General features: G+C 72.4%; 15 protein-coding genes. 13 read left to right on the top strand and 2 right to left on the bottom strand.

All coding sequences use genetic code 11. The annotated features are described in order from the left end of the window. Window positions 1-32 precede the first annotated feature (32 nt). The 11 genes from moeZ to nudC all read left to right on the top strand — a co-directional run bounded on the left by moeZ (window position 33) and on the right by nudC (window position 16,953). A complete protein-coding gene (moeZ, locus tag ACGFIM_RS34550; RefSeq protein ID WP_393209374.1) occupies window positions 33-1,214 on the top strand; it encodes an adenylyltransferase/sulfurtransferase MoeZ in 1,182 nt (393 codons plus the stop codon). 38 nt (window positions 1,215-1,252) lie between these two features. Then, entirely contained in the window at window positions 1,253-1,975 is a 723-nt protein-coding gene (locus tag ACGFIM_RS34545) for a hypothetical protein (RefSeq protein ID WP_393209371.1), read from the top strand. Then, the gene (locus tag ACGFIM_RS34540; protein WP_393209368.1) at window positions 1,969-3,198 is read left to right on the top strand and encodes a S8 family serine peptidase; all 1,230 of its coding nucleotides are present in this window, start codon (window positions 1,969-1,971) and stop codon (window positions 3,196-3,198) included. Before ACGFIM_RS34545 ends, ACGFIM_RS34540 begins: the two co-directional genes overlap by 7 nt. Before the next feature lie 219 nt (window positions 3,199-3,417). Then, window positions 3,418-4,158: a hypothetical protein gene (locus ACGFIM_RS34535; RefSeq protein ID WP_393209365.1), complete on the top strand. Its 741-nt coding sequence runs from the start codon at window positions 3,418-3,420 to the stop codon at window positions 4,156-4,158. Next, window positions 4,152-5,303: a S8 family serine peptidase gene (locus ACGFIM_RS34530; protein ID WP_393209363.1), complete on the top strand. Its 1,152-nt coding sequence runs from the start codon at window positions 4,152-4,154 to the stop codon at window positions 5,301-5,303. The genes ACGFIM_RS34535 and ACGFIM_RS34530 overlap by 7 nt, the downstream gene beginning before the upstream one ends. A 153-nt stretch (window positions 5,304-5,456) precedes the next feature. Beyond that, window positions 5,457-5,816 (top strand): hypothetical protein, encoded by a 360-nt coding sequence (locus tag ACGFIM_RS34525; protein ID WP_393209360.1) that lies wholly within the window; start codon window positions 5,457-5,459, stop codon window positions 5,814-5,816. After that, complete coding sequence (locus ACGFIM_RS34520) at window positions 5,804-6,118, top strand: MGMT family protein (RefSeq protein WP_393209357.1); 315 nt, start codon at window positions 5,804-5,806, stop codon at window positions 6,116-6,118. The genes ACGFIM_RS34525 and ACGFIM_RS34520 overlap by 13 nt, the downstream gene beginning before the upstream one ends. Before the next feature lie 208 nt (window positions 6,119-6,326). Further along, the gene (locus tag ACGFIM_RS34515; RefSeq protein WP_393209354.1) at window positions 6,327-9,074 is read left to right on the top strand and encodes a CDP-glycerol glycerophosphotransferase family protein; all 2,748 of its coding nucleotides are present in this window, start codon (window positions 6,327-6,329) and stop codon (window positions 9,072-9,074) included. Window positions 9,075-9,331: 257 nt separating this feature from the next. Further along, complete coding sequence (locus ACGFIM_RS34510) at window positions 9,332-12,502, top strand: ATP-dependent helicase (RefSeq protein ID WP_393209351.1); 3,171 nt, start codon at window positions 9,332-9,334, stop codon at window positions 12,500-12,502. Next, window positions 12,496-15,768 carry an ATP-dependent helicase gene (locus ACGFIM_RS34505; protein ID WP_393209348.1) on the top strand — a complete coding sequence of 1,091 codons (3,273 nt, stop codon included), beginning with the start codon at window positions 12,496-12,498 and terminating at the stop codon, window positions 15,766-15,768. Before ACGFIM_RS34510 ends, ACGFIM_RS34505 begins: the two co-directional genes overlap by 7 nt. A gap of 213 nt (window positions 15,769-15,981) precedes the next feature. After that, window positions 15,982-16,953, top strand: coding sequence for an NAD(+) diphosphatase (gene nudC, locus ACGFIM_RS34500; RefSeq protein WP_393209345.1), 972 nt, complete (start codon window positions 15,982-15,984; stop codon window positions 16,951-16,953). Between the two features lie 297 nt (window positions 16,954-17,250). Here the strand turns inward: nudC and ACGFIM_RS34495 are convergent, their stop codons facing one another. Both ACGFIM_RS34495 and ACGFIM_RS34490 read right to left on the bottom strand, forming a co-directional pair. Next, on the bottom strand, window positions 17,251-17,499 hold the full coding sequence (locus ACGFIM_RS34495) for a mycoredoxin (protein WP_393209342.1): 249 nt from the start codon (window positions 17,497-17,499) through the stop codon (window positions 17,251-17,253). Between the two features lie 76 nt (window positions 17,500-17,575). Continuing rightward, complete coding sequence (locus tag ACGFIM_RS34490) at window positions 17,576-18,439, bottom strand: alpha/beta hydrolase (protein ID WP_393209339.1); 864 nt, start codon at window positions 18,437-18,439, stop codon at window positions 17,576-17,578. Between the two features lie 190 nt (window positions 18,440-18,629). On the opposite strand from ACGFIM_RS34490, the gene ACGFIM_RS34485 reads away from it, so the two are divergent. Next, window positions 18,630-20,675: an ATP-dependent DNA helicase UvrD2 gene (locus ACGFIM_RS34485; protein ID WP_393209337.1), complete on the top strand. Its 2,046-nt coding sequence runs from the start codon at window positions 18,630-18,632 to the stop codon at window positions 20,673-20,675. A gap of 834 nt (window positions 20,676-21,509) precedes the next feature. Continuing rightward, entirely contained in the window at window positions 21,510-22,379 is an 870-nt protein-coding gene (gene tesB / locus ACGFIM_RS34480; RefSeq protein ID WP_393209334.1) for an acyl-CoA thioesterase II, read from the top strand. Window positions 22,380-22,447: the final 68 nt, after the last annotated feature.

Genomic DNA, 22,447 nt, shown 5'->3' with positions numbered 1-22,447 from the left:
GATGGGTCCCCTTTAAAACGGGAGCGTAGAAAGTGTCGTTGCCACCGCTGGTCGAGCCGGCCGATGAGCTGACCGTCGACGAAGTGCGCCGCTACTCACGCCACCTGATCATTCCCGACGTGGGCATGGCGGGGCAGAAGCGGCTGAAGAACGCCAAGGTGCTGTGTGTGGGCGCCGGGGGCCTGGGCTCGCCCACGCTGATGTACCTCGCCGCGGCGGGCGTCGGCACCCTCGGCATCATCGACTTCGACGTGGTCGATGAGTCGAACCTGCAGCGCCAGGTCATCCACGGCCAGTCCGACGTGGGCAGGCCCAAGGCCGAGAGCGCCGCCGCGACGATCCGCGAGATCAACCCGCTGGTCAACGTCGTCATCCACGACACGATGCTGGCCGTCGACAACGTCATGGAGATCTTCTCCGGCTACGACCTCATCGTCGACGGCACCGACAACTTCGCCACCCGCTACATGGTCAACGACGCGGCGGTGCTGCTCGGCAAGCCGTACGTCTGGGGCTCGATCTACCGCTTCGACGGCCAGGCGAGCGTCTTCTGGGCTGAGCACGGCCCCTGCTACCGCTGCCTCTACCCGGAGCCTCCGCCTCCCGGCATGGTGCCGTCGTGCGCCGAGGGCGGCGTGCTCGGCGTGCTGTGCGCGTCGATCGGCTCCATCCAGGTCAACGAGGCCATCAAGCTGCTGACCGGCATCGGCGACCCGCTGGTCGGCCGGCTGATGATCTACGACGCCCTGGAGATGAAGTACCGCGACGTCAAGGTCCGTAAGGACCCCGAGTGCGTGCTGTGCGGCAAGAACCCGACGCTGACCACGCTCCTCGACGACTACGAGGCGTTCTGCGGCGCGATCTCCGAGGAGGCCGCCGAGGCGGCCAGCGGCTCGACGATCACGGCGCAGGAGCTCAAGGGCATGATGGACCGCGGCGAGAACATCTTCCTCGTCGACGTCCGCGAGCCCAACGAGTACGAGATCGTCAACATCCCCGGCGCCACGCTGATCCCGAAGGGCGAGTTCCTCAACGGCTCGGCCCTGGAGAAGCTGCCGCAGGACAAGAAGATCGTGCTCCACTGCAAGTCGGGTGCGCGGTCGGCCGAGGCGCTCGCGGTCGTCAAGAACGCCGGCTTCTCCGACGCCGTCCACGTCGGCGGCGGTGTGCTGAGCTGGATCAAGACGGTCGACCCGAGCCTGCCCACCTATTAAGCGGTTTCCGCCGGGACCTCCCGGTTAAGGTCGTTGCCGTGAACTCCGCCCGTCCATGGCCGACCCTCGTGGTGGCCTCCGCGCTGATGCTGATCTGCGCGGTGGCCGCCGGGGTCGCGGGGAGCGCGGCCGGCACGGAGCTCACCCGCGGCCCGACGGCGGCCGAGCTGCGTGCCGCGGCCCAGCGCGAGGTCGCAGAGCGCTGGCGCACCTGGCCCGCGGGCCGCATCTTTCCCGCGACGCTGCCCTACTCCGCCGAGCAGGGCGGCCGGGAACGTGCCAGAAGAATCGGCATCTCGCCGCGCACCGCCTGCGACGGCGAGGCGGTGGACGCCGCCGCCGTCGAGGCGCTGCGCCGCGCCGGCTGCAAGGGCGTGCTGCGGGCCACGTACGTCGACGCGCTGCGCGGCGTGCTCGTCACCGTCGGCGTCGTGGTGCTGCGCGACGAGGCCCACGCCGTACGCGCGAGGTCGGCGTTCTCCGACACCGGCAAGCCCACTCCGGGGCTGCGGCCGGTCGCGTTCCGCAAGACGCTGGCCGACCGGTTCACGCCCGGGGTGCGCGAGGCGGGATCGGTCCGCCAGGCGGGCCCGTACCTCGTGCTCACCACCTCGGGCCAGGTGGACGGGCGGCCCGCGAAGGCGGCGGGCGAGCCGCGCCCATCCATCTTCGCCTTCGCCACCGAGATCTCCGAGCAGGTGCTCGCCGAGCTGAGCAGGCCGCGCATGCCCGACTGCGGATCGGGGGAGTGGCGGTGCTGAAGGAGCGCGCGAGGGCGTTGCGCAGGGGGGCGGCGGCGGCCGCGGCCGTCGCGCTGCTGTGGCCGCCCGCGCCCGCCTACGCCGACGACGTGCGCGGCGGGCAGCGCGCGGTGATCGAGACGCTGGCGCTGACCAAGGCGTGGCGGGTCAGCAAGGGCGCGGGGGTGACGGTGGCCGTGCTGGACTCGGGCGTCGATCCGCACCACCGCGACCTGGCCGGGTCCGTACGCGTCGGCAAGGACTTCACCGCGGGCGCGAACCCCCCGGGCACGGCTCCCCGCAGGCTGCACGGCACGTACATGGCGTCGCTGATCGCCGGGCACGGCCACGGGCCGGACCGAAAACGGGGGATCATCGGCGTGGCGCCGGAAGCGGACGTACTGTCGGTACGGGTCATCCTGGAGGACGAGGAGCCGGGTTTCCTGACGTTCAACTCGGCCGAGCGCTTCGAGAACGTGGTGGCCAGGGGCATCCGCTACGCGGTCGACGAAGGGGCCGACGTGATCAACCTGTCGATCTCGAAGGAGCTGGCCACCCGCGAGGAGCGGGCGGCCGTGCGCTACGCGATCGGCAAGGGCGTGGTGCTGGTCGCCGCCGCGGGCAACGACGGCGACAGGAAGACCCACGGCGACTTCGCGCCCTACTCCTATCCTGCGGCGTTCCCCGGCGTGGTCTCGGTGGGCGCGACCGACCGGCGGCTGCGGCGGGCCGCGTTCTCCAACTGGAACTCCTCGGTGCTGGTGGCCGCGCCGGGTGTGGACATCATGGGCGCGGGCCCCGGCGACGAGTACTGGGTCGGCAGGGGCACGTCGCAGGCGACGGCGCTGGTGTCGGGCGTCGCCGCCCTCATCAAGTCGAAATTTCCGGAGATGTCGCCGCCGCTCGTGGCCCGTGCCCTGGCCGCGGGCGCCAAGGACCTGCCGCCCGGCGGCTATGACACCGGCACCGGCTTCGGCGTCGTCAACGCCGCGCGGGCGCTGTCCGAGGCCTCCAGGCTGGCGGGGCACACCGAGGTGGCCGAGGGCGAGCAGGCGCACGACCCGGCCAGGCCGCTGGCCGGCGGGCGTTCGGGCCCCATCGACGTGGTCATCAGGGACGAGCGGCGCGTCACGATCTGCGCGGCCGTCGCCGCCGGTGCCGCCGCGGGAGCGCTGGCCTCCCTCGCCGTCATCTTTATCCTGGTCAGACGCGTACGGCGGGGGCACATGTCGCAAGACGCATGATCCGCCCCTTCAGGGGGACGAAATAGACATCGACGCGAATGCGGGAACGAGGCGGTGGTGAAGGCACGTAGGTCGACCACAGGGCTACCGCGCGCCGAGGGGGACGCCACGCAGAGGCGGAGGAACCCGCTCGGCGCCACAACCGGCCGCCGCTCGCGCGTGCGCTCGTGGCCGGCGGCCAACTCGCGTCAGCGCACGGCGGCCAGGCAACGCGCCGAAATGGCGGCGCTCCAGCAGGGAATCCGTTACCGCCGCGCGTTCGTGGTGCTGCTCGGAACCATCATCGCCGTCTCGGCTCTCGTCGTCCTGCTCGGCACCGTCGGGCTGTTCACCGAGACCCGCTCGCGGCCCCTGACGTCCGCCGAGCAGAGCCGCTACCAGCAGGAGGAAGTGGCCCGCCGCTGGCAGGCGTGGCCCGCCACCGGCGTCTTCCCCGAAGAGGTCAAATACCTCGGGCTCGACCGCGCCCAGCAGTACGCGAGGCGCGTCGGCATCGCGCCCGAGACCGAGTGCGGCAAGGGCGTGGACGCCTCCGTCGCCGCCGTGCTGCAGAACCACGGCTGCAGGACGCTGCTGCGGGCCACCTACGTCGACCAGACCGCCACCTTCGTCTTCACCATCGGCGTGGCCGTGCTCGAAGACGAGGAGGCGCGCATCTCCGCAGGCGAGGAGCTGACCCAGGACGACCGCGTCGGCGTGCTGCCCGTGGCCTTCCCTGGCACCGTCACCGAGCGCTTCGGCCCCGAGCAGCGGCAGCGGACCGGTTGGGTGGGCGCGGGACCGTACATCGTCTTCTCGACCGGCGGGTACGCCGACGGCCGCACCAGGGCCGCGATCCCGCCCGAGGAGATCCTGCACAGCGAGCTGTGGCCGGCCGCCAAGTCCATCGGCAACCAGATCGCCTACTTCCTCGCGGACCCGCCCACGGTGCCGCCCTGCACTCAGGGGAACGTGTGCTGACCGTCGTACGCGTGCTGACCGCCGCCGTGCTCGCCTTCTCGGGCACCACGGCGGACCCGGTGAGAGAGCAGCAGGAATGGGTGCTGGACGCGCTCAACGTCAAGCAGGCGTGGACGGTCACCAAGGGCGAGGGCGTCACCGTCGCCGTCGTGGACAGCGCCGTGGACACGCGCGTCAAGGAGCTCAAGGGCCGCGTCACCACCGGCCCCGACATGACCACGGGCTCGGTGCAGCGCCGGCTGCCGCCGGGCCGCCACGGCACCGCCATGGCCGCGCTCATCGCCGGCTCCGGCAAGGGGGGCGGATACACCGGCGTCGCGCCGTCCGCGCGCATCCTGTCGCTGCCCATGGTCATCGACGACGAGCCGGGCTCGGCCGTGCCCCCCATGGAGGACCAGCCGGGCCTCCAGAGCCCGCTGGCCCGCGCCCTGCGCTACGCGGCCAACCACGGCGCGCAGGTCGTCAGCATGTCGATCGGCTCCTACGGCCCGCTCAGGTCGGAGCGCGAGGCGGTCTCGTACGCGCTGAGCAAGGGCGTCGTGCTGGTCGCCGCCGTCGGCAACGACGGCCAGACCGCGTACGCCAGGGAGAAGAACACCTCCTACTGGAGCTTCCCGGCCGGCTACCCGGGCGTCATCGGCGTGGCCGCCACCGACAAGCAGGGCAAGCGGGCCGCGTTCAGCAGCGACAACCTGTCCGTGCTGGTCTCCGCGCCCGGCGTGGACGTCCCCGTCGTCAAGCGCGGCAGCGGCTACGAACTGTCCCAGGGCACCAGCTCCGCCGCCGCGCTCGTAGCCGGTGTGGCCGCGCTGCTCAAGGCGCGCTACCCGGCCCTGGCGCCCGAGCAGGTGGCGCAGGCGCTCTCCGCCAGCGCCAGGGGACGCCCCGCCGCCGGCTACGACGACGAGACCGGCTTCGGCGTGGTGGACGCCGCCGCCGCGCTCAACGCCGCCGAGCGGCTCGTCGGCGCCAAGCGCAGCATCACGCCCGGCATCGAGCACTTCGGGCAGGGCGAGGACACCCCGGTGCCCAGCAGGCCCGGCCCCGACCCGGTCCGGCTGTGGCTGTACGGGGGCGGCGTGCTGGTGGCGCTCGCCATGTTCTGCGGCGCGATCGTCGTGCTCAACCAGCGCAAGGAGCAGTGACCTCGAGTAACGGCAGGCCGGTTGACCCCGATCGGTGACAAGGAGCGGTGACTCCGCTCGAGCCCCGCGCGTAACCACGGATCCGACCAGGCATAACAGCGGTTTCGTGAACAGGTTTCCGAGTCGGGAGAAGATCCGCTATGGTCCCCCGTCATGGGATACGAGCTGCGAGTGGTACGCGAGTCGCCACTCGCCTTCGCCGAGCTGGCGAAGGCCATCGCGCCGGCCGGTTTCGAGCTGCACGGATCCGATGAGATCGTGGCCGGACACGGAGACGCCAAGCACACCGTGGCCCGCTGGCAGGGCCAGGTCGTCGGCGAGCCGGGCTCCGACTGGCAGGTGGCCCAGCTCCTGCGCCTGTCCACCGCGCTCGGCGCCCGGCTCGTGGGCGAGGACGGCGAGGTCTATTCGCTGCGCGACGGCGTGATGGAGGTCGCCACCGGCGACAGCGTCATGGAGCTCGGCAAGTTCGACGAGATCATCGAGGCGGGTCCGGCGGCGTGGAGCCCGTGAGCCCGTTCGCCGAGCGGGTGCTCGACCTCGTCGAGCGCATCCCGCCCGGCAAGGTCATGTCGTACGGCGACATCGCCGAGTATCTCGGCGAGGGCGGCCCGCGCCAGGTCGGCAAGGTGATGTCCGTCTGGGGCGGCGGCGTGCCGTGGTGGCGCGTCGTGCACGCCGACGGCTCCGGTGCGGCCCCTGACCACCTGCAACGCTGCCTGGCCCACTGGCGCGAAGAGGGCACGCCGCTGCGCGGCGAGCGGGTCGACATGCGCCGGGCCCGCTGGGACGGGCGTTCAGCCGATTTTCAGTAACCCACCTGACCTGCACTTTCGTCGAACAGGCGAATTCGTGACATGTGACTCCCATTACCATGGGCGAAACAGTGATGGCGGCCTGAAAGGCGGTGCCTCCCCTATGGCCACCGGCGTCACAGCCCGAAGCCAGGGTGGCGACTCGCTCGCCGACCGCCTGAAGGCTGTCCAGGATCTCTGCGATCGTGGTGAGCCTCTCGAAGCGGTCATGCGAGCGGTCGGCCCCGGCGGTCGCGACGCGGCGTTCGACACCGAGGTGCTGAGCGGTCCCCTCGGGGGCCGTATCGACCTCGCGATCAAGCGCGGCGCCGCGCGTCGGCGCGAGATGCTCGACCTCGTGCGCCCGTACCTCGCGGGCGTCGACCCCAAGGTCAAGCGCGACCTGCCGGTCGCGCGTCGTCTCATCGTCCACCTGATGGAGACGCGTCCAGACGAGGAGCTCGTCGAGGGCGAGACGCTGCTCAAGGTGGTCACGGCAGCGGCGGAGCCGTCCAAGCGCATCCGCAAGGGCCTGCGCTGGTACGCCGACCTGCCGTTCCGTGACGAGCTGCCGCCCGACCTCTACCGGTTGCGCCGCTCCGACCTGGTGCCGGTCACCCACATCGACGACATCGTCTGGGTCGACGGCAAGCTGCGCGTCAGCGGCTACGCCTACCTGGCCGGCCTGTCGGTGCGCAGCCGCAGGTTCAACTGGGCGACCGTGGTGCTGCGCGGCCCGCGCTGGCTGCCGCCGGTCCGCATGCGCACCCGCCGCGTCCTCGCCCCCGAGGCCACTCACGGCGCGCGCGAGCCGGGCTGCAACTACGACTGGTCCGGCTTCACCGCCGAGCTGAACCCGTGGCCGCTGCGCTGGCGTGGCGCCGTGCGCGGCTTCGTCCACGGCGTGCGGCGGCGCATGCGCCACCGTCCCGGCGTGCCCGATGCCACCACGTGGCGGGCCGAGATCGTGTTCTGGAGCCGTGGCGCGCGGGCCACCGGCCTGCTGCGCGGCGCCTCCATCGGCCGTCCCGAGCGGCCCGCGGGCCTCAACGTCAAGCCGGGCTGGTGGCTGCGCCCGGTGTGGACGTCCGACCGCGCGCTGCAGGTCGTGCTCCAGCCCAACAGGGCCGAGCTGAAGTCCGTCGAGCTCGACGGCGAGCGCCTGGAGCTGAAGATCTTCCTGCCGGGCCGGCAGGTCACCAAGGGCCACGCCAGGCTCGGCGGTCACCGTATCGCCGCCGACTTCACGCCGTCCGGCGACGGCACGCAGGTCGTGGTCGGGCTGGCCGTGCCCGCGCTGCTGCAGGAGAAGGACGGCAGGCGGCTCTGGGTCGAGCCCAAGGGCGACCCGGCGGCCCCCGTCATGCTGGCCGGCGCCGCCGAGACGCGTTCCATCGTGGGCGACCGCGAGATCACCGTGCTGGGCGACCGCCGCGACCGCGTCGTGGTCTCCGCCCACCGCATCAGGCCGGTCATCGCCTCGGCGGTCTGGGAGGGCTCGGCGCTCGTGCTGCGCGGCCGCTACCCCGACGCCGAAGGCCCCCGCACGCTGACCCTGCGCCACCGCTCCGGGCTGACCTACCAGCTTCCGATGGAGCGCTCCGGCGCCGAGTTCACCGTGCGCGTGGAGCCCGCCGCGATGGACCGTTTCGGCGAGCCGGTGCCGCTCGCGTCCGGCACGTGGAACATGTCGCTGCGCCATCCGTCGGGCGAGATCGTGCCGCTGCGCATGGACCACGCCGCGCTGCCCGGCCTCGACGAGGACCCGCGCACGATCGGCGGCCACGTCTTCCGGATGATCTCCACCCGCTTCGACGTGCCGGTGATCACGGTCGAGGAGGACAAGCCGGCCGAGGAGCGCGGCGTCGCCGGCACCCACGTGCTGCGCCGCGTCTTCTACCCGGCGCAGCGCAGCGAGCCGCTGCGCGACACCACGGTCTACGTCGTCAACGACGGCCGCTTCTACGCCGACAGCGTGCGCGCCATCTACGAGGAGCGGGTGCGCAGGGGCGACGACGGCGAGCACGTGTGGATCGTCAAGGACGGCGCCTTCGTGCCGCCGGGCCCGGCGAAGGTCATCCGCGCCGGCAGCCGCGAGCACCACGAGGCGCTGGCCAGGTCGCGCCACATCGTCACCAACGCGTTCCTGCCCGCCTGGTTCCGCGCCCGCGAGGACCAGGTGGTCGTCCAGACCTGGCACGGCACCCCCGCCAAGCTCATCGGCGCCGACCAGGCCCACATGAAGCGCGACCCGAGGCCGCCCATCTGGTACCGCCAGGCGGCCGAGGTGCGCGGCTGGAGCCTGCTGCTGTCGCAGTCGCCGTGGGCCACGCAGGTGCTGCGCAAGGCGTTCGGCTACAAGGGCGAGATCCTGGAGAGCGGCCTGCCGCGCAACGACGTGCTCAACGCGCCCGACCGCGAGGCGCGGGCCGCGGCGGTGCGCGAGCGGCTCGGGCTGGCCGGGGGCAAGCGGGTGGTGCTGTACGCGCCGACGTACCGCGACTACGACCGCAAGAACGCCATGGTCAAGCTCGACCTCGCCAAGGCGCGCCAGGCGCTGGGCGCCGACCACGAGATCCTGGTACGCGCCCACCCGATGCAGGCCATGCCCGCCGTCCCCGACATCGCCCGCGATGTCACCACCTATCCCGACATCGCGGAGCTGCTGCTGGTGGCCGACGTGCTGGTGACCGACTACTCCTCGGTCATGTTCGACTTCGCCGCCACCGGCAAGCCGATCGTCCTGTACGCCTACGACCGCACGAAGTACTCCAACAAGCGGGGTCTCTACCTCGACCTGGACGAGCAGGCGCCGGGGCCGGTGCTCGCGACGTCGGCCGAGGTGATCGAGGCGCTGCGGTCGATCGACGAGGTCGCCGCCGCGCACGCCGACCGCTACGACGCCTTCCGCGCCACGTTCGCCCCGCGCGACGACGGCAAGGCCACGGCCCGCGTGGTCGACCACCTGTTCTCCTGACGTGACGGCGTCACGGCCCGGGGCCCACAGCCCCGGGCCGTTCTTTTCGCCGTACGGCGTTTGACGCCGACGGCGAACACGGCGCCCGGCGTGTCACGAGAAAAACCGGTATCTACCTCGATACCGTAGGCGGATCGCTGAGGGAGACCGGGCAAGTCGGCACGATCTACCCCTGTGGTCTGGTGGAATCTAGTGCTGTGAGTGCTCAGACCTGGCGGTTGGTGCGGCGAGGCAGCGGGGGGCCCGATGCGCCTCCTGTGCTCGATGAGCACCAGCGTGCCGTGGTCGAGCACGAGGGCGGTCCGCTGCTCGTCCTCGCGGGTCCCGGCACCGGCAAGACCACCACGATCGTCGAGAGCGTGGTCGACAGGATCGAGCGGCGCGGCCTCGACCCCGAGCGGGTGCTCATCCTCACCTTCAGCCGCAAGGCCGCCGAGGAGCTGCGCAGGCGCGTCACCGGCCGGCTGCGCCGCACCACCCGCACACCGCTCGCGCTGACCTTCCACTCCTACGCCTACGCGCTGCTGCGCCGTGAGTCGGTGCTCGCGGGCAGGGAGCCGCCGCGCCTGCTCACCGGCCCCGAGCAGCTGCTGGAGATCCGGCGGCTGCTCCACGGCGAGCTGGAGCAGGGCGCCCCCGGCTGGCCCGCCTCGCTGCGCGAGGCGCTGAAGACCCGGGGCTTCGCCGAGGAGCTGCGCGACTTCCTGGCCCGCGCGTACGAGCGGGGCCTCGACCCCGAGCGCATCGTGGCGCTCGGCCGGCTGCACGGGCGGGCCGACTGGGTGGCCGCGGGCCGCTTCGCCGAGCGCTACCAGGACCGCTTCGACCTCGCCCCGGAGGAGACCTTCGACTACGCCGAGCTGATCGGCGCCGCCTGCGCGCTGCTCGACCGGCCGGAGGTGCGCGAGCGCGAGCGCGCCGCCCACGACGCGGTCTTCGTGGACGAGTACCAGGACACCGACCCGGCCCAGGAGCGCCTGCTCGCCCACCTGGCGGGAGACGGCCGCGACCTCGTGGTGGTCGGCGACCCCGACCAGTCGATCTACGGGTTCAGAGGCGCCGACGTCCAGGGCATCATGCGCTTCCCCGAGCGCTTCAGGACGCTCGACGGCCGCGAGGCGCCGGTGGTGGCGCTGCGGGTGTGCCGCAGGAGCGGCGCCGACCTGCTGCAGGCGTCCCGGCGGGTGGCCGCCAAGCTGCCGGTCGCCCCGGCTCCCGAGCACGACCAGCGCCACGGCCACCGCGACCTCGTGCCGCTGCCCGATGCCGACCCCGGCGAGGTGCGGGTGCTGCTGGCCGACAGTACCAGCCAGGAGGCGGCGATCGTGGCCGACGCGCTGCGCCGCGCCCACCTCATCGACGGCGTTCCCTGGCACCGCATGGCTGTGCTGGTCCGCTCGGCCCGGCGGCAGGTGCCGCTGCTGCGGCGGGCGCTGACCAACGCCGGCGTGCCCACCATGATCGCCGGTGACGAGGTGCCGATCGCGCAGGAGCCGGGCGTGCGGCCGCTGCTCACGATGCTGCGGGTGGCGCTCGATCCGTCCCAGCTCGACGAGCCGGTGGCCGAGGAGCTGCTGACGGGCCCGCTGGGCGGCACCGACATGCTCGGCGTGCGCCGCCTGCGCCGCGCACTCAAGATCGCCGAGAACGAGGCCGTGGCCGCGCTCGCCGGCCTGCCGGCCCCGGAGGAGACCGGCACGGACGCGGACGAGCCGCAGGGGCCGCCCAAGGCGCGCTCGTCCGGCGAGCTGCTGGTCGCCGCCATCAAGGACGTGCGCGAGCTGACCCGCCTCGAGCCCCACGTCGCCTTGCCCGCAGAGCGCGTCGGCAAGCTGCTGAGCGAGGCCCGCAAGGCCGCCGCCGCGGGCGGCACGGCCGAAGACCTGCTGTGGACGATCTGGCAGGGCAGCGGCCTGGCCGAGCGCTGGAGCGAGCTGAGCCTGCAGGGCGGGCCGAGGGGCGCGCAGGCCGACCGCGACCTCGATGCGGTGGTGGCGCTGTTCGACCACGCGGCGCGGTTCGTCGACCGGATGCCGATGGCGGGCCCCGAGGTGTTCATCGACGACCTCGCCGCCCAGGAGATCCCCGGCGACACGCTGGCCGACCGCGCGCCCGACGGCGACGCCGTACGCGTGCTGACCGCCCACCGCGCCAAGGGCCTGGAGTGGGACGTCGTGGTGGTGGCGGGCGTCCAGGAGGGCGTCTGGCCCGACCTGCGGCTGCGCGGCTCCATGCTGGGCGTGGAGGACCTGGTGGAGGTGGCGGGGGGAGCAGAGCCCAACGCCGCCTCGCTGACCTCGAAGCTGCTCGCGGAGGAGCGCAGGCTGTTCTACGTCGCGGTCACCAGGGCCAGGCGCCGCCTGGTGGTGACGGCGGTGGGCGGCGAGGACACCGACGAGCGTCCTTCGCGGTTCCTGACCGAGCTGATGCCGGGCGGGGCCGAGGCGGCCACGGTCGACGACCGTTCGCGCTGGCTCTCCATGCAGGCCCTGGTGGCCGACCTGCGCAGCGCGGTCACCGACCCCACCAAGCCCCGCACGATGCGCCGCAAGGCCGCCCAGCAGCTCGCCCGGCTGGCCGCGGCGGGCGTGCAGGGCGCTCACCCCGACGACTGGTACGCGCTCACCCCCATCTCCGACGACCGCCCGCTGAGCTGGCCCGACGGCGTGGTCAGCATCTCGCCGTCGGCGGTGGAGAGCTTCACCAAGTGCGGCCTGCGCTGGCTGCTGGAAACGGCGGTCGGCGCGGCCGGCACGAGCACGGCCCAGGGCCTGGGCAACGTCATTCACGCGCTGGCGGTGCTCGCCCCCACCGACCTGCCGAGCGAGGACCTGCTCGGCGAGCGGCTCGACCAGATCTGGAACGAGCTCGACTTCGGCGGCGTCTGGTACAACCGCAAGCAGCGCCAGGTCGCCGAGCAGATGATCGGCCGCTTCCTGCGCTGGCACAAGGAGAATCCCCGCGAGCTGGTGGCCCTCGAGGAGGCGTTCACGGCGATGGTGTCGGAGGGCGTCCAGATCAAGGGCCGGGTCGACCGCGTCGAGCGCGACTCCGAGGGCCGCGCGGTGATCATCGACCTCAAGACGGGCGGCTCCAAGCCCAAGGCCGGCGAGATCGACCGCCATCCGCAGCTCGGCGTCTACCAGCTCGCGGCGCTGCTCGGCGCGTTCGCCAGGCACGGCATGACCGAGCCCGGCGGCGCGGCGCTGGTGCAGCTCGGCAAGGCGGCGGGCAAGCACGACGCGGTCGAGCAGAAGCAGCGCCCGCTCGGCGAGGACGACGACCCCGGCTGGGCCAAAGACCTGGTCGACACGGTGGCGATCGGCATGTCGGGCCCGTTCTTCCAGGCCAAGGTCAACGACGGCTGCCGCACGTGCGCGGCCAAGGCGAGCTGCCCGGTCAACGACAGCGGGGGGCAGGTGTGCTGACCCCGGCCGAACTCGCCGGCAAGCTCGGCATCCTGCCGCCCACGCCCGAGCAGGCCGCGGTGATCGAGGCGCCGCTGGAGCCGATGGTGGTGATGGCGGGCGCGGGCTCGGGCAAGAGCGAGACGATGGCCGGGCGGGTGGTCTGGCTGGTCGCCAACGGCCTCGTCAAGCCGGAGAACGTGCTGGGGCTGACGTTCACCCGCAAGGCCGCCGCCGAGCTGGCCACCCGGGTCAGGGAGCGGCTTGCCGGGCTGGCCGAGGCCGGTCTGGTCGAGCCGGGCGCGCTCGACAGCGAGCCGACGGTCTCCACCTACCACGCCTACGCCGCCCGCCTGGTCACCGACCACGCGCTGCGCGAGGGGCTCGAGCCGACGATGCGCCTGGTCACCCCGGCCGTATCGTGGCAGCTCGCCTCGCGGGTGGTGGCGATGCACGACGGGCCGATGGACAAGATCGAGCTGGGCCCGCCCTCGGTGACCGCGGCCCTGCTGGAGCTGGCCGGCGAGCTGTCGGAGCACCTGCGCACGCCCGCCGACGTGCGGCGGGTGGGGGAGTGGCTGGAGGAGCGCCTGGCGGCGCTGCCGGGAAGGACGACGCAGGCCCAGCGCAGGCCCGTCGCCGTCCAGGCGGCGCGCGAGCAGCTGCTGCCGCTGGTGGAGGCGTACGAGCGGCTCAAACGCTCCCGCGAGGTCATCGACTACGGCGACCAGATGTCGCTGGCCGCGAGGATCGCCTCACGGCACAAGGAGGTCGGCGAGATCGAGCGCTCCCGCTACCACGTGGTGCTGCTCGACGAGTACCAGGACACCAGCCACGCCCAGCTCGTGCTGCTGCGCTCCCTCTACGGCGGCGGCCACCCGGTCACCGCCGTCGGCGACCCCTGCCAGTCGATCTACGGCTGGCGCGGCGCGTCGTCGGGCAACCTGCGCCGCTTCCCCAGCGACTTCCGCACCGCCACGGGCGATCCCGCGCCGGTGCGGCAGCTCAGCGTGAGCTTCCGCAACGGTGACCGGGTGCTCGACGTCGCCGCCCGCGTGCAGCTTCCGCTGCGCATGGAGGCCCGCGAGGTGCCGGTGCTGGTGCCGGGCCCCAACCGGGTGGAGCGCGGCCGGGTCACCTGCGCCTTCCACGAGACCGCCGAGGACGAGGCGAAGTGGATCGCCGACGGCATCGCGAGGCTGCTCGGCCAGGAGACGGCGCCCGACGGCCTGCCGTGGGGCGAGAAGGAGCGCAAGAAGACGCTCGCCATCCAGCCGCAGGACATCGCGATACTCGCGCGCAAGCGCTCGCAGTTCCCCGTGCTGCGCAGGGCGCTGGAGGAGCGCGACATCCCGGTCGAGGTGGTGGGCCTGGGCGGCCTGCTGACCGTGCCCGAGGTGAGCGACATCGTCGCGACCCTGCGCGTCCTGTACGACCCCACCGCCGGCGACGCGCTGGCCCGGCTGCTCACGGGCCCCCGCTGGCGGATCGGCCCTGCCGACCTGCGGGTGCTGGGGGAGCACGCGCGTACGCTGGCCCGCGAGCTGAGCGAGAGCGGCCGCGCCGACGACCCGCTCGACCAGGTGGTCGCCGACCTCGCCGAGGAGCGGGGCAGCCTGATCGACGCGCTCGACGAGCTGCCCGAGCGGGAGGAGTGGCTGGAGCCGTTCTCGCCGCTGGCCCGCACCCGCCTGGTCGCGCTCGCCTACGAGCTGCGCCAGCTCCGCGCCCACACCGCGCAGCCGCTGCCCGACCTGATCACCGAGGTGGAGCGCAGGCTGGGGCTGGACATCGAGGTGGCGGCGCGCAGCGGCACGGCGAGCGCGTTCGCGGCGCGCGCCGACCTCGACGCGTTCATCGACGCGGCCTCCAGGTTCGCGGGCGACGCCGAGGACCCGACGCTGGGCGCGTTCCTCGCCTACCTCCAGGCGGCCGAGACCGAGGAGTTCGGTCTCGAAGCGGGCCGGGTCGGCGAGAGCAACAGCGTCAAGCTGATGACCGTCCACGCCTCCAAGGGCCTGGAGTGGCCGGTCGTGGTGGTGCCCGGCCTGTCGCAGCTCGTCAGCTCGAAGGGGACGATCGCGACCGGCAGCATCTTCCCCGCCACGCCGGTCATGAACAGCCGCTGGACGGAGAATCCGCGCAAGCTGCCGTACCCGCTGCGCGGCGACGCCGCGGACCTGCCGAAGCTGAGCGGGCTCAGCAAGGAGGAGCTGGCCGCGTTCGACGAGCAGTGCCGCGAGCGCGACCTGATGGAGGAGCGCAGGCTCGCCTACGTCGCCGTCACCCGCGCCCACTACCACCTCATCGCCTCCGGCTACCGCTGGGGCACCGCGACCAAGCCGCTGGAGCCGTCGGAGTTCCTGCTGGAGATCCGCGACACCGCCGACCGGGTCGCGGTCTGGGCCGACGAGCCCGCCGAGGGCGCGACCAACCCGCTGCTCGCCGAGCCCGCCGAGGCCACCTGGCCGGTCACGCCCGAGGGGCTGCGCTACGAGTCGGTGCTCGACGGCGCCCGCCTGGTGGAGGAGGCGCTGGCCGGCACGCTCGCCGACGAAGAGGGCGGCGAGGCGCTCAAGACGTACGAGGAGGAGCGGCTGCGCGCCTGGGAGCGCGACACCGACCTGCTGCTGCGCGAGCGCGAGCTGCACCGCCGCCGCCCGGCCACCACGGTCGAGCTGCCGCCGAAGCTGACCGTGTCGTCGCTGGTGACGCTGGCCGCCGACCCGAGCGAGCTGGCCCGCAGGATCCGCCGCCCGGTGCCGCTCAAGCCGGCGCCGCTGGCCAGGCGAGGCACCTCGTTCCACAAGTGGCTGGAGACCCGGTGGGACCAGCAGCGGCTCATCGACGACTTCGAGCTGTTCGACGAGGAGCCGGAGGAGGCCGACGTGCGCCTCGCCGAGCTGCAGGAGCGTTTCGAGCAGAGCGAATGGGCCGACCGGCGGCCGATCGATCTGGAGATCCCGTTCGAGATGATGATCGCCGACCGGCTGGTGCGCGGCCGCATGGACGCCGTCTTCGAGCGGCCGGGCGGCGGCTACGAGGTCGTCGACTGGAAGACCGGCGCGCCGCCACGCGGGAAGAAGGCGCAGCGGGCGGCGGCGGTGCAGCTCGCGGCGTACCGGCTGGCCTGGTCCCACCTCGCGGAGGTGCCGCTTGAGGAGGTGGGGGCGGCCTTCCACTACGTGCGCGACAACCGCACCGTGCGCCCGATCGACCTGCTCGACGCCGACGGCCTGGTGGCGCTGATCGAGAAGGTCAGGCTCGAAGACGATGGAGCGCCTTGACCGCGAAGCCCGGCTCCGTGACCCCAGAGCGCGCCGCACGGCCGCTGCGCGCCGCACGGCCTGCGTGCAGGCCGGCCCGGTGCCTCGGCCTGGCGGGCGAGCAGATGGGAACTCGCGATCTTTCCGGCCGAGATCATCGCGAGGTGCCGATTCTGTAATCGCCGGCTAACTGCGAGGTCATAGGATGACAGGGACTTCGGGAGGGGGCGGCCAGTGCAGACCGCGGAAGACAAGCTCATCGGACCACTGCTTCTCGCGCGGGGGACCATCGACAGATCCTCCGCGCTGCGGGCCGACGAAAGGTGGCTGGAGCAGGCGTGGTCCGATCCCGCGACCAGGGTGCTGGTGATCGACGAAGGCCACACGCTGGTGCGACGCACGGGCGACGAGGTCCACGCGGTGCTGTGCTCACCGGCCGACGCGCCGGCCGGCCCGCGCTATTTTCTGGGAGTCGAGGACGGGGTCGCCTACTTCGCGGTGTCGGCGCCGCTGCCCGGCCTGCCGGACGGCGACGTCAACGGCCGCCTCACCACGCCCATGGCGCTGCGCGACACCCCCGACGGCAGGCCGGTCTCCGCCGGGTTGCGCCAGGTCGGCGGGCTGCTCGGCGACCGCGAGGCGGGCCTGCTCGTCCACGCCGTGGCCCTCGACGCCTGGCACTCCACCCACGCGTTCTGCCCGCGCTGCGGCACGCGGACCGACGTCCAGGCGGGCGGTCACGTCCGGGTGTGCCCGAGCGACGGCAGCCAGCACTTCCCGCGCGTCGATCCGGCCGTCATCATGCTCGTACGCGACGCCGACGACCGCTGCCTGCTCGCCCGCGGGCCCCAGTGGCCCGAGGGGCGGCTGTCGATCCTCGCCGGGTTCGTGGAGCCGGGCGAGTCGCTGGAGGCGGCGGTCATCCGCGAGGTGGCGGAAGAGGTCGGCATCACCGTCACCAACCCGCGCTATCTTGGCAGTCAGCCCTGGCCGTTCCCGCGCAGCCTGATGCTCGGCTTCTTCGCCGAGGCCACCACCACCGAGCTGCGGCCCGACGCCGACGAGATCGCCGAGGCCCACTGGTTCACGCGGGAAGAGCTCACCCGCGCGCTGGACGCGGGCGAGCTGCGGCTGCCGCCGCCGGTGTCGATCGCCCGCCGCCTCATCGAGACGTGGTACGGCGGCGAGCTGATCGGCGACTGGTGACGCCGGGGCGCGCGTCCGGCCGTGATCCGGGGACGCCCGCCCCGGCTGCGGCGAGGTGGCTCGCGGACGCCCTTGAGACGCGCCTGCCGACGCTCTCAGGACGCGCCGACCAAGACCTTCAGGACGCACCTGCCGAGGCTTCAGGACGCGCCTGCGGGGCTCTCGGGACGCGCTGACCGACGCTTTCAGGACGCGCCTGCCGGGGCTCTCGGGACGCGCTGCCCGAGGGTTGGGGACGCGCCAGGCCCGTGCCTGCGCGGTGAGCCGACCGGGCTCGCTGTGCTTGGGGTGGGTACGTCAGGCCGCTTCGAGCAGGGCCTTGACCTCCTGCGCCGAGGGGTTCGTCCGCACGACGCGCCCCTTCGGGGTCTCGATGACCACGGTCGGCACCACCTGGTTGCCGTTGTTGACGCTCATGACGAATTCCGCGGCCTTCGGGTCGCTTTCGATGTCGACGTCCTCGAAAGCGATGCCCTCGCGCGTGAGCTGCGCCTTGAGCCGCTTGCAGGGGCCGCACCACGTGGTGCTGTAGACCGTGAGCGCCATGTTGGGGAATCCCTCCAAGGTCAGGAAATCAGGCGATCCGTGCAACAACCCGGAACGTCTGGTTAATCCCGTATTCCTACCCGATGCGTTCCGCGATCCAGGCCTGCACCCGCTCGGCCACGCCCGGCTCGCGGTAGAGCGGCGAACTGTGGTTGGTGCCCGGCGCCGTCAGCACCTTCACCGGCACGCCCACCTGGCCGAGCATCCGCTTGAGCAGCTGGCTCTGCACCGGCGGCACGAACTCGTTCTTGGAGTGCACGGTCAGCATCGGCGCGTCCTTACGGCTGGCGTGCCAGGCCACCTCCATGCTGGCCCAGACCCGCGAGCACTTGCCCTTGGGCGCGCAGCCGCCGGCCAGCTTGATGGCCGCCGTACGCAGCCGGCGCTTGTTCGGGTCGGTGGACTTCGCCCCGTCGGAGTACGCGCGCAGCGGCGAGATGATCGGCGACAGCCCCACCACGCCCTTCAGGCCGCTGATGCCGTCACCGTACGTGCCCACCGAGGCCGCGATGTGGCCGCCGGCGGAGAAACCGACCAGCACGTAGTTCTTCGGGTCGAAGGCCCACCTGTCGGCGTGCTTGCGCGCCATCGCGATGGCCGCCAGCGCGTCCGTGCGCTGAGCCGGCCAGGGCGCGTCGCCCGACAGGCGGTAGTTGAGGTTGAAGACCGTGTAGCCCAGCTCGGCGTAGCCGCGGACGATCTCCTTCATGTACTTCTTGTCGCCGCTGGACCACCAGCCGCCGTGAATGAGGAAGACGCCGGGGCGCTGCTGGCCGTCAGGCGTCCACCAGACGTCCATGTTCTGCCGGCGGTGCGAGCCGTAACTCACGGTCTCGACGGATAACCCGCCCAGCCCCTGCGGGTCGAGAGGGTTGTGCACCGTGGGCAGCGGGGAGGGATCTCCCGACGACGACGCGCTCGCGGCGACGGGTGTGAGCACAACGGCAGCGAGCGCGAGGGCGCTCACACAAACCGCAGTTCGCACGGCCTTCCTTTCCCCACATGCACATGGTCGGCCCCATTCTGGGGGAAGAGACCAGTTCTTTGCATCTCGGTGACTAGGAACATACGCCGGGGCGCATGAGGTCAGAATAAAGTCTGGCACCGCCGGCGGCTGGGAGGATGCAGGGGTGAACAACGCGGACGACGTACTGATCGGGCTCGACCCCGAGCAGCGGGCGGTCGCCGAGGCCGTGCGCGGCCCCGTGTGTGTGCTGGCCGGAGCGGGGACGGGCAAGACCAGGGCGATCACCCACCGCATCGCGTACGCGGTCCGCAGCGGCGTCGTCGAGGCCCAGAGCGTGCTCGCTGTGACATTCACCACTCGCGCCGCCGGAGAGCTGCGCCAGCGGCTGCGCGCGCTCGGCGCGCCCGGCGTGCAGGCCCGCACGTTCCACGCCGCGGCGCTGCGCCAGCTCACCTACTTCTGGCCGCGCGTCATCGGCGGCGAGGCGCCGTCCGTCATCGAGTCGAAGCTGCCCGTGCTCGCCGAGGCGTGCCGCCGCCTGCGCAGGAACACCGAGCGCGCCGAGCTGCGCGACATCGCCTCCGAGGTCGAGTGGGCCAAGGTCACTCAGATCGGGCCCGAGGAGTACGTCGAGGCCGCGGCGAAGTTCCACCGCACGCCGCCGATCAAGCCGGACGAGCTGGCCGACGTCTACGACGCCTACGAGCGGATCAGGCGCGAGCGCCACCTGGTCGACTTCGAGACCATCCTCGAGCTCACCGCCGCCGTCATGACCGAGCACCAGGAGGTGGCGGCGCAGATCCGCCAGCAGTACCGCTACTTCGTGGTCGACGAGTACCAAGACGTCAACCCGCTGCAGAAGCTGCTGCTCGACACCTGGCTCGGCGGGCGCGACGACCTGTGCGTGGTCGGCGACCCCAACCAGACCATCTACTCCTTCACCGGCGCCAGCCCCCGCTACCTCACGAACTTCGCCGTCGACTACCCCAACGCGACCGTCATCAAGCTCGTCCGCGACTACCGCTCCACCCCGCAGGTCGTCGACCTGGCCAACCTCGTCATCGCCAAGGGCACCTCGCCCCACCGCCTCGAGCTCGTCGCCCAGCGCCCCGACGGCCCCAAGCCGGCCTTCAAGGAGTACGACGACGAGCCCGCCGAGGCCGCCGACGTGGCACGCGCGATCAGAAGGCTCATCGACAAGGGCGTGCCGTCACGCGAGATCGCCGTGCTGTTCCGGGTCAACTCCCAGTCGGAGGCGTACGAGGAGGCGCTGGCCAAGGCCGGCATCCCCTACGTGCTGCGCGGCGCGGAGCGCTTCTTCGAACGTCCCGAGGTCCGCCAGGCCGTCGTGCTGCTGCGCGGCGCCGCCCGCTCCGCCTCCGGCGAGCCGCTGGCCTCCGAGGTCCACCACATCCTGGGCGGCATCGGCCTGACCCCCGCCCCGCCCGGCGGCGGCAAGGCCAGGGAGAAGTGGGAGTCGCTCAAGGCGCTCGCCGACCTCGCCGAGGACATGGCGGCCGAGGGCGCCGACCTGCCCGCGTTCGTCGCCGAGCTCGAACGCCGCGCCTCCGAACAGCACGCACCGCCCGTCGAAGGCGTCACCCTCGCCTCGCTCCACGCCGCCAAGGGCCTGGAGTGGGACGCCGTCTTCCTCGTCGGCGTCACCGACGGCATGCTGCCGATCATCTACGCGGAGACGCCCGAGCAGATCGAGGAAGAGCGCCGCCTGCTCTACGTCGGCCTCACCCGCGCCAGGGAGCACCTGACCATCTCGTGGGCGCTGGCCAGGGCCCCGGGCGGCCGCAAGAGCCGCCGGCCGTCCCGCTTCCTCGACGGCCTGACCGGCCGCGCCCCCTCCGCGCCGCGCCTCGCGCCCTCCGCCCGCGAACGCCGCCAGGTGGCCGCGCCCGTCAACTGCCGCGTCTGCGCCAAGACGCTCACCTCCGCCACCGAGCAGAAGCTCGGCCGCTGCGCCACCTGCCCGGCCGACTACGACGAGGCACTGCTCGAACGCCTCAAGTCCTGGCGCACGGCCACCGCCAAAGAGTCGAAGGTGCCGCCGTACGTCATCTTCACCGACGTCACGCTCCAGGCCATCGCGGAGCGCGCGCCGGCGACCGAACAGGAGCTGCGCGCGATCGCGGGCGTCGGCAAGGTCAAAGTCGACCGGTACGGCGAAGCCGTCCTCGCCCTCTGCCGCGCCTCCTGACCCCGTCAACCTGACGCCCACCCACCCGCGCCTGCCTGATGCCGGCTCACGGCCGCGCGTCCGACCTCGGCTACCTGACACCGGCCTACCCGCGCCCTCTCGTCCGGCTATCTGGCGCCAGCCCACCCCGCCCCTCTCGTCCCGGCAGCCCCACTCCGCCCCTCTCGTCCCGGCTATCCGGCGCCCGCCTACCCACGCCCTCCCGCCCCCGGCTCACCCGTGCCTCCTCCATCGCCCCCGCTTACCGGCCGAGGTCCACGGGCGCAGGCCGCCGGACCCGGCCTGTCGGACCCGGTGCGTCGAGCCGCGCCTACCAGCCGCAGCTCATCGACCGTGTTCCACCGGTCGCGGCCCATCGCGTGCCTTCCACGAGTAGGCGCCTCATTCGTCCCACCGCTGGCACCCGGCTCCCCACCGCAGGCGAGTCCTCCGTCTCCCTCCAGCCCCGTTGGCCGGGGCGTATCCCACAGCCGCAGCTGCGCCTGCCACGAGCAGCCGCGCTTCCCGTCAGCCTCACCACCGCCCACCGCCGCACTCCATCCGCTTCCCCTGGCACGGAGCCCTCTCCCCGGAGGCGTGTCCCGCAGGTGCTCCTCTTCTCACGAGCGGTCGCCGACGGACGGATCGCCCCGGGGACAGACGGACGTAACAGGGGTGCAGCGGACACCCGCAACCGGAACCCCCGAGGGACGGACGAAAGCGCGGACCGGGGAGGGGTGTAACAGGGATGCAACGGAACTACGGCATCATTCCGGCGAACCGACCAGGCCCACTTACGCCCCGGCCTGACCGGCACGTCACACTTGTCGCAGGAGAACCCAGGGGGGACGACACGTGAACGAAGCGCTGAAAGAGCTACTGGACCTGCTCGACCTCGAGCAGATCGAGCTCGACATCTTCCGCGGCAGGAGCCCGGAGGAGCGCATCCAGCGGGTCTTCGGGGGTCAGGTGGCGGCCCAGGCTCTGGTGGCGGCCGGACGTACCGTCCCGAATGACCGCAACGTCCACTCCCTGCACGCCTACTTCATCCGGCCGGGCGACCCTTCCATCCCGATCGTCTACAACGTCGAGCGGGTGCGCGACGGCCGCTCGTTCACCACACGCCGGGTCGTGGCCATCCAGCACGGCAAGGCGATCTTCACGATGTCGGCATCGTTCCACATCGAGGAGGAGGGCATCTCCCACCAGGCGTCCGTGATGCCCAAGGTGCCCGACCCCGAGACGCTGCCGACGTACCAGGAGCGCATGTTCGAGCTCGTCGGCGACCACCCCGAGCTGCGCGAGTGGGCCGCACGCCCGCGGCCGGTCGACGCCCGCTACGCCTCGCCGCTCACCTGGGAGGCGCACCTCAACCCCGAGCTGCGCAGCGCCCAGACCAACGTGTGGTTCCGGTACGACGCCGACCTGCCCGACGACCCGCTCCTTCACGTGGTGCTGGCCGCGTACGCCTCCGACTTCACGCTCGTCGACACCATCCTGCTCGCGCACGGCATGGCGTGGGGCGCGTCCGACATCATGGGCGCCTCGCTCGACCACGCCATGTGGTTCCACCGCCCGTTCAGGGCCGACGACTGGCTGCTCTATGCTCAGGAGTCCCCGTGGTCAGCGGGGGCCCGGGGGCTGGCGAGAGGCGAGATGTTCACCGCGTCCGGCGAACTCGTGGTCTCGGTCGTGCAGGAGGCCATGATCCGCCGAACAAAGTGATGAAATCGCAGGTAGAAAATATGTTGCCCGTTCCTGGCAACCGGGTTTAGGGTCTTGGTCAAGCGAGT

The organism is Nonomuraea sp. NPDC049309 (genome assembly GCF_043196965.1).
Lineage (GTDB): Bacteria > Actinomycetota > Actinomycetes > Streptosporangiales > Streptosporangiaceae > Nonomuraea > Nonomuraea fastidiosa.
This window is presented reverse-complemented; position numbering and strand designations above follow the sequence as displayed.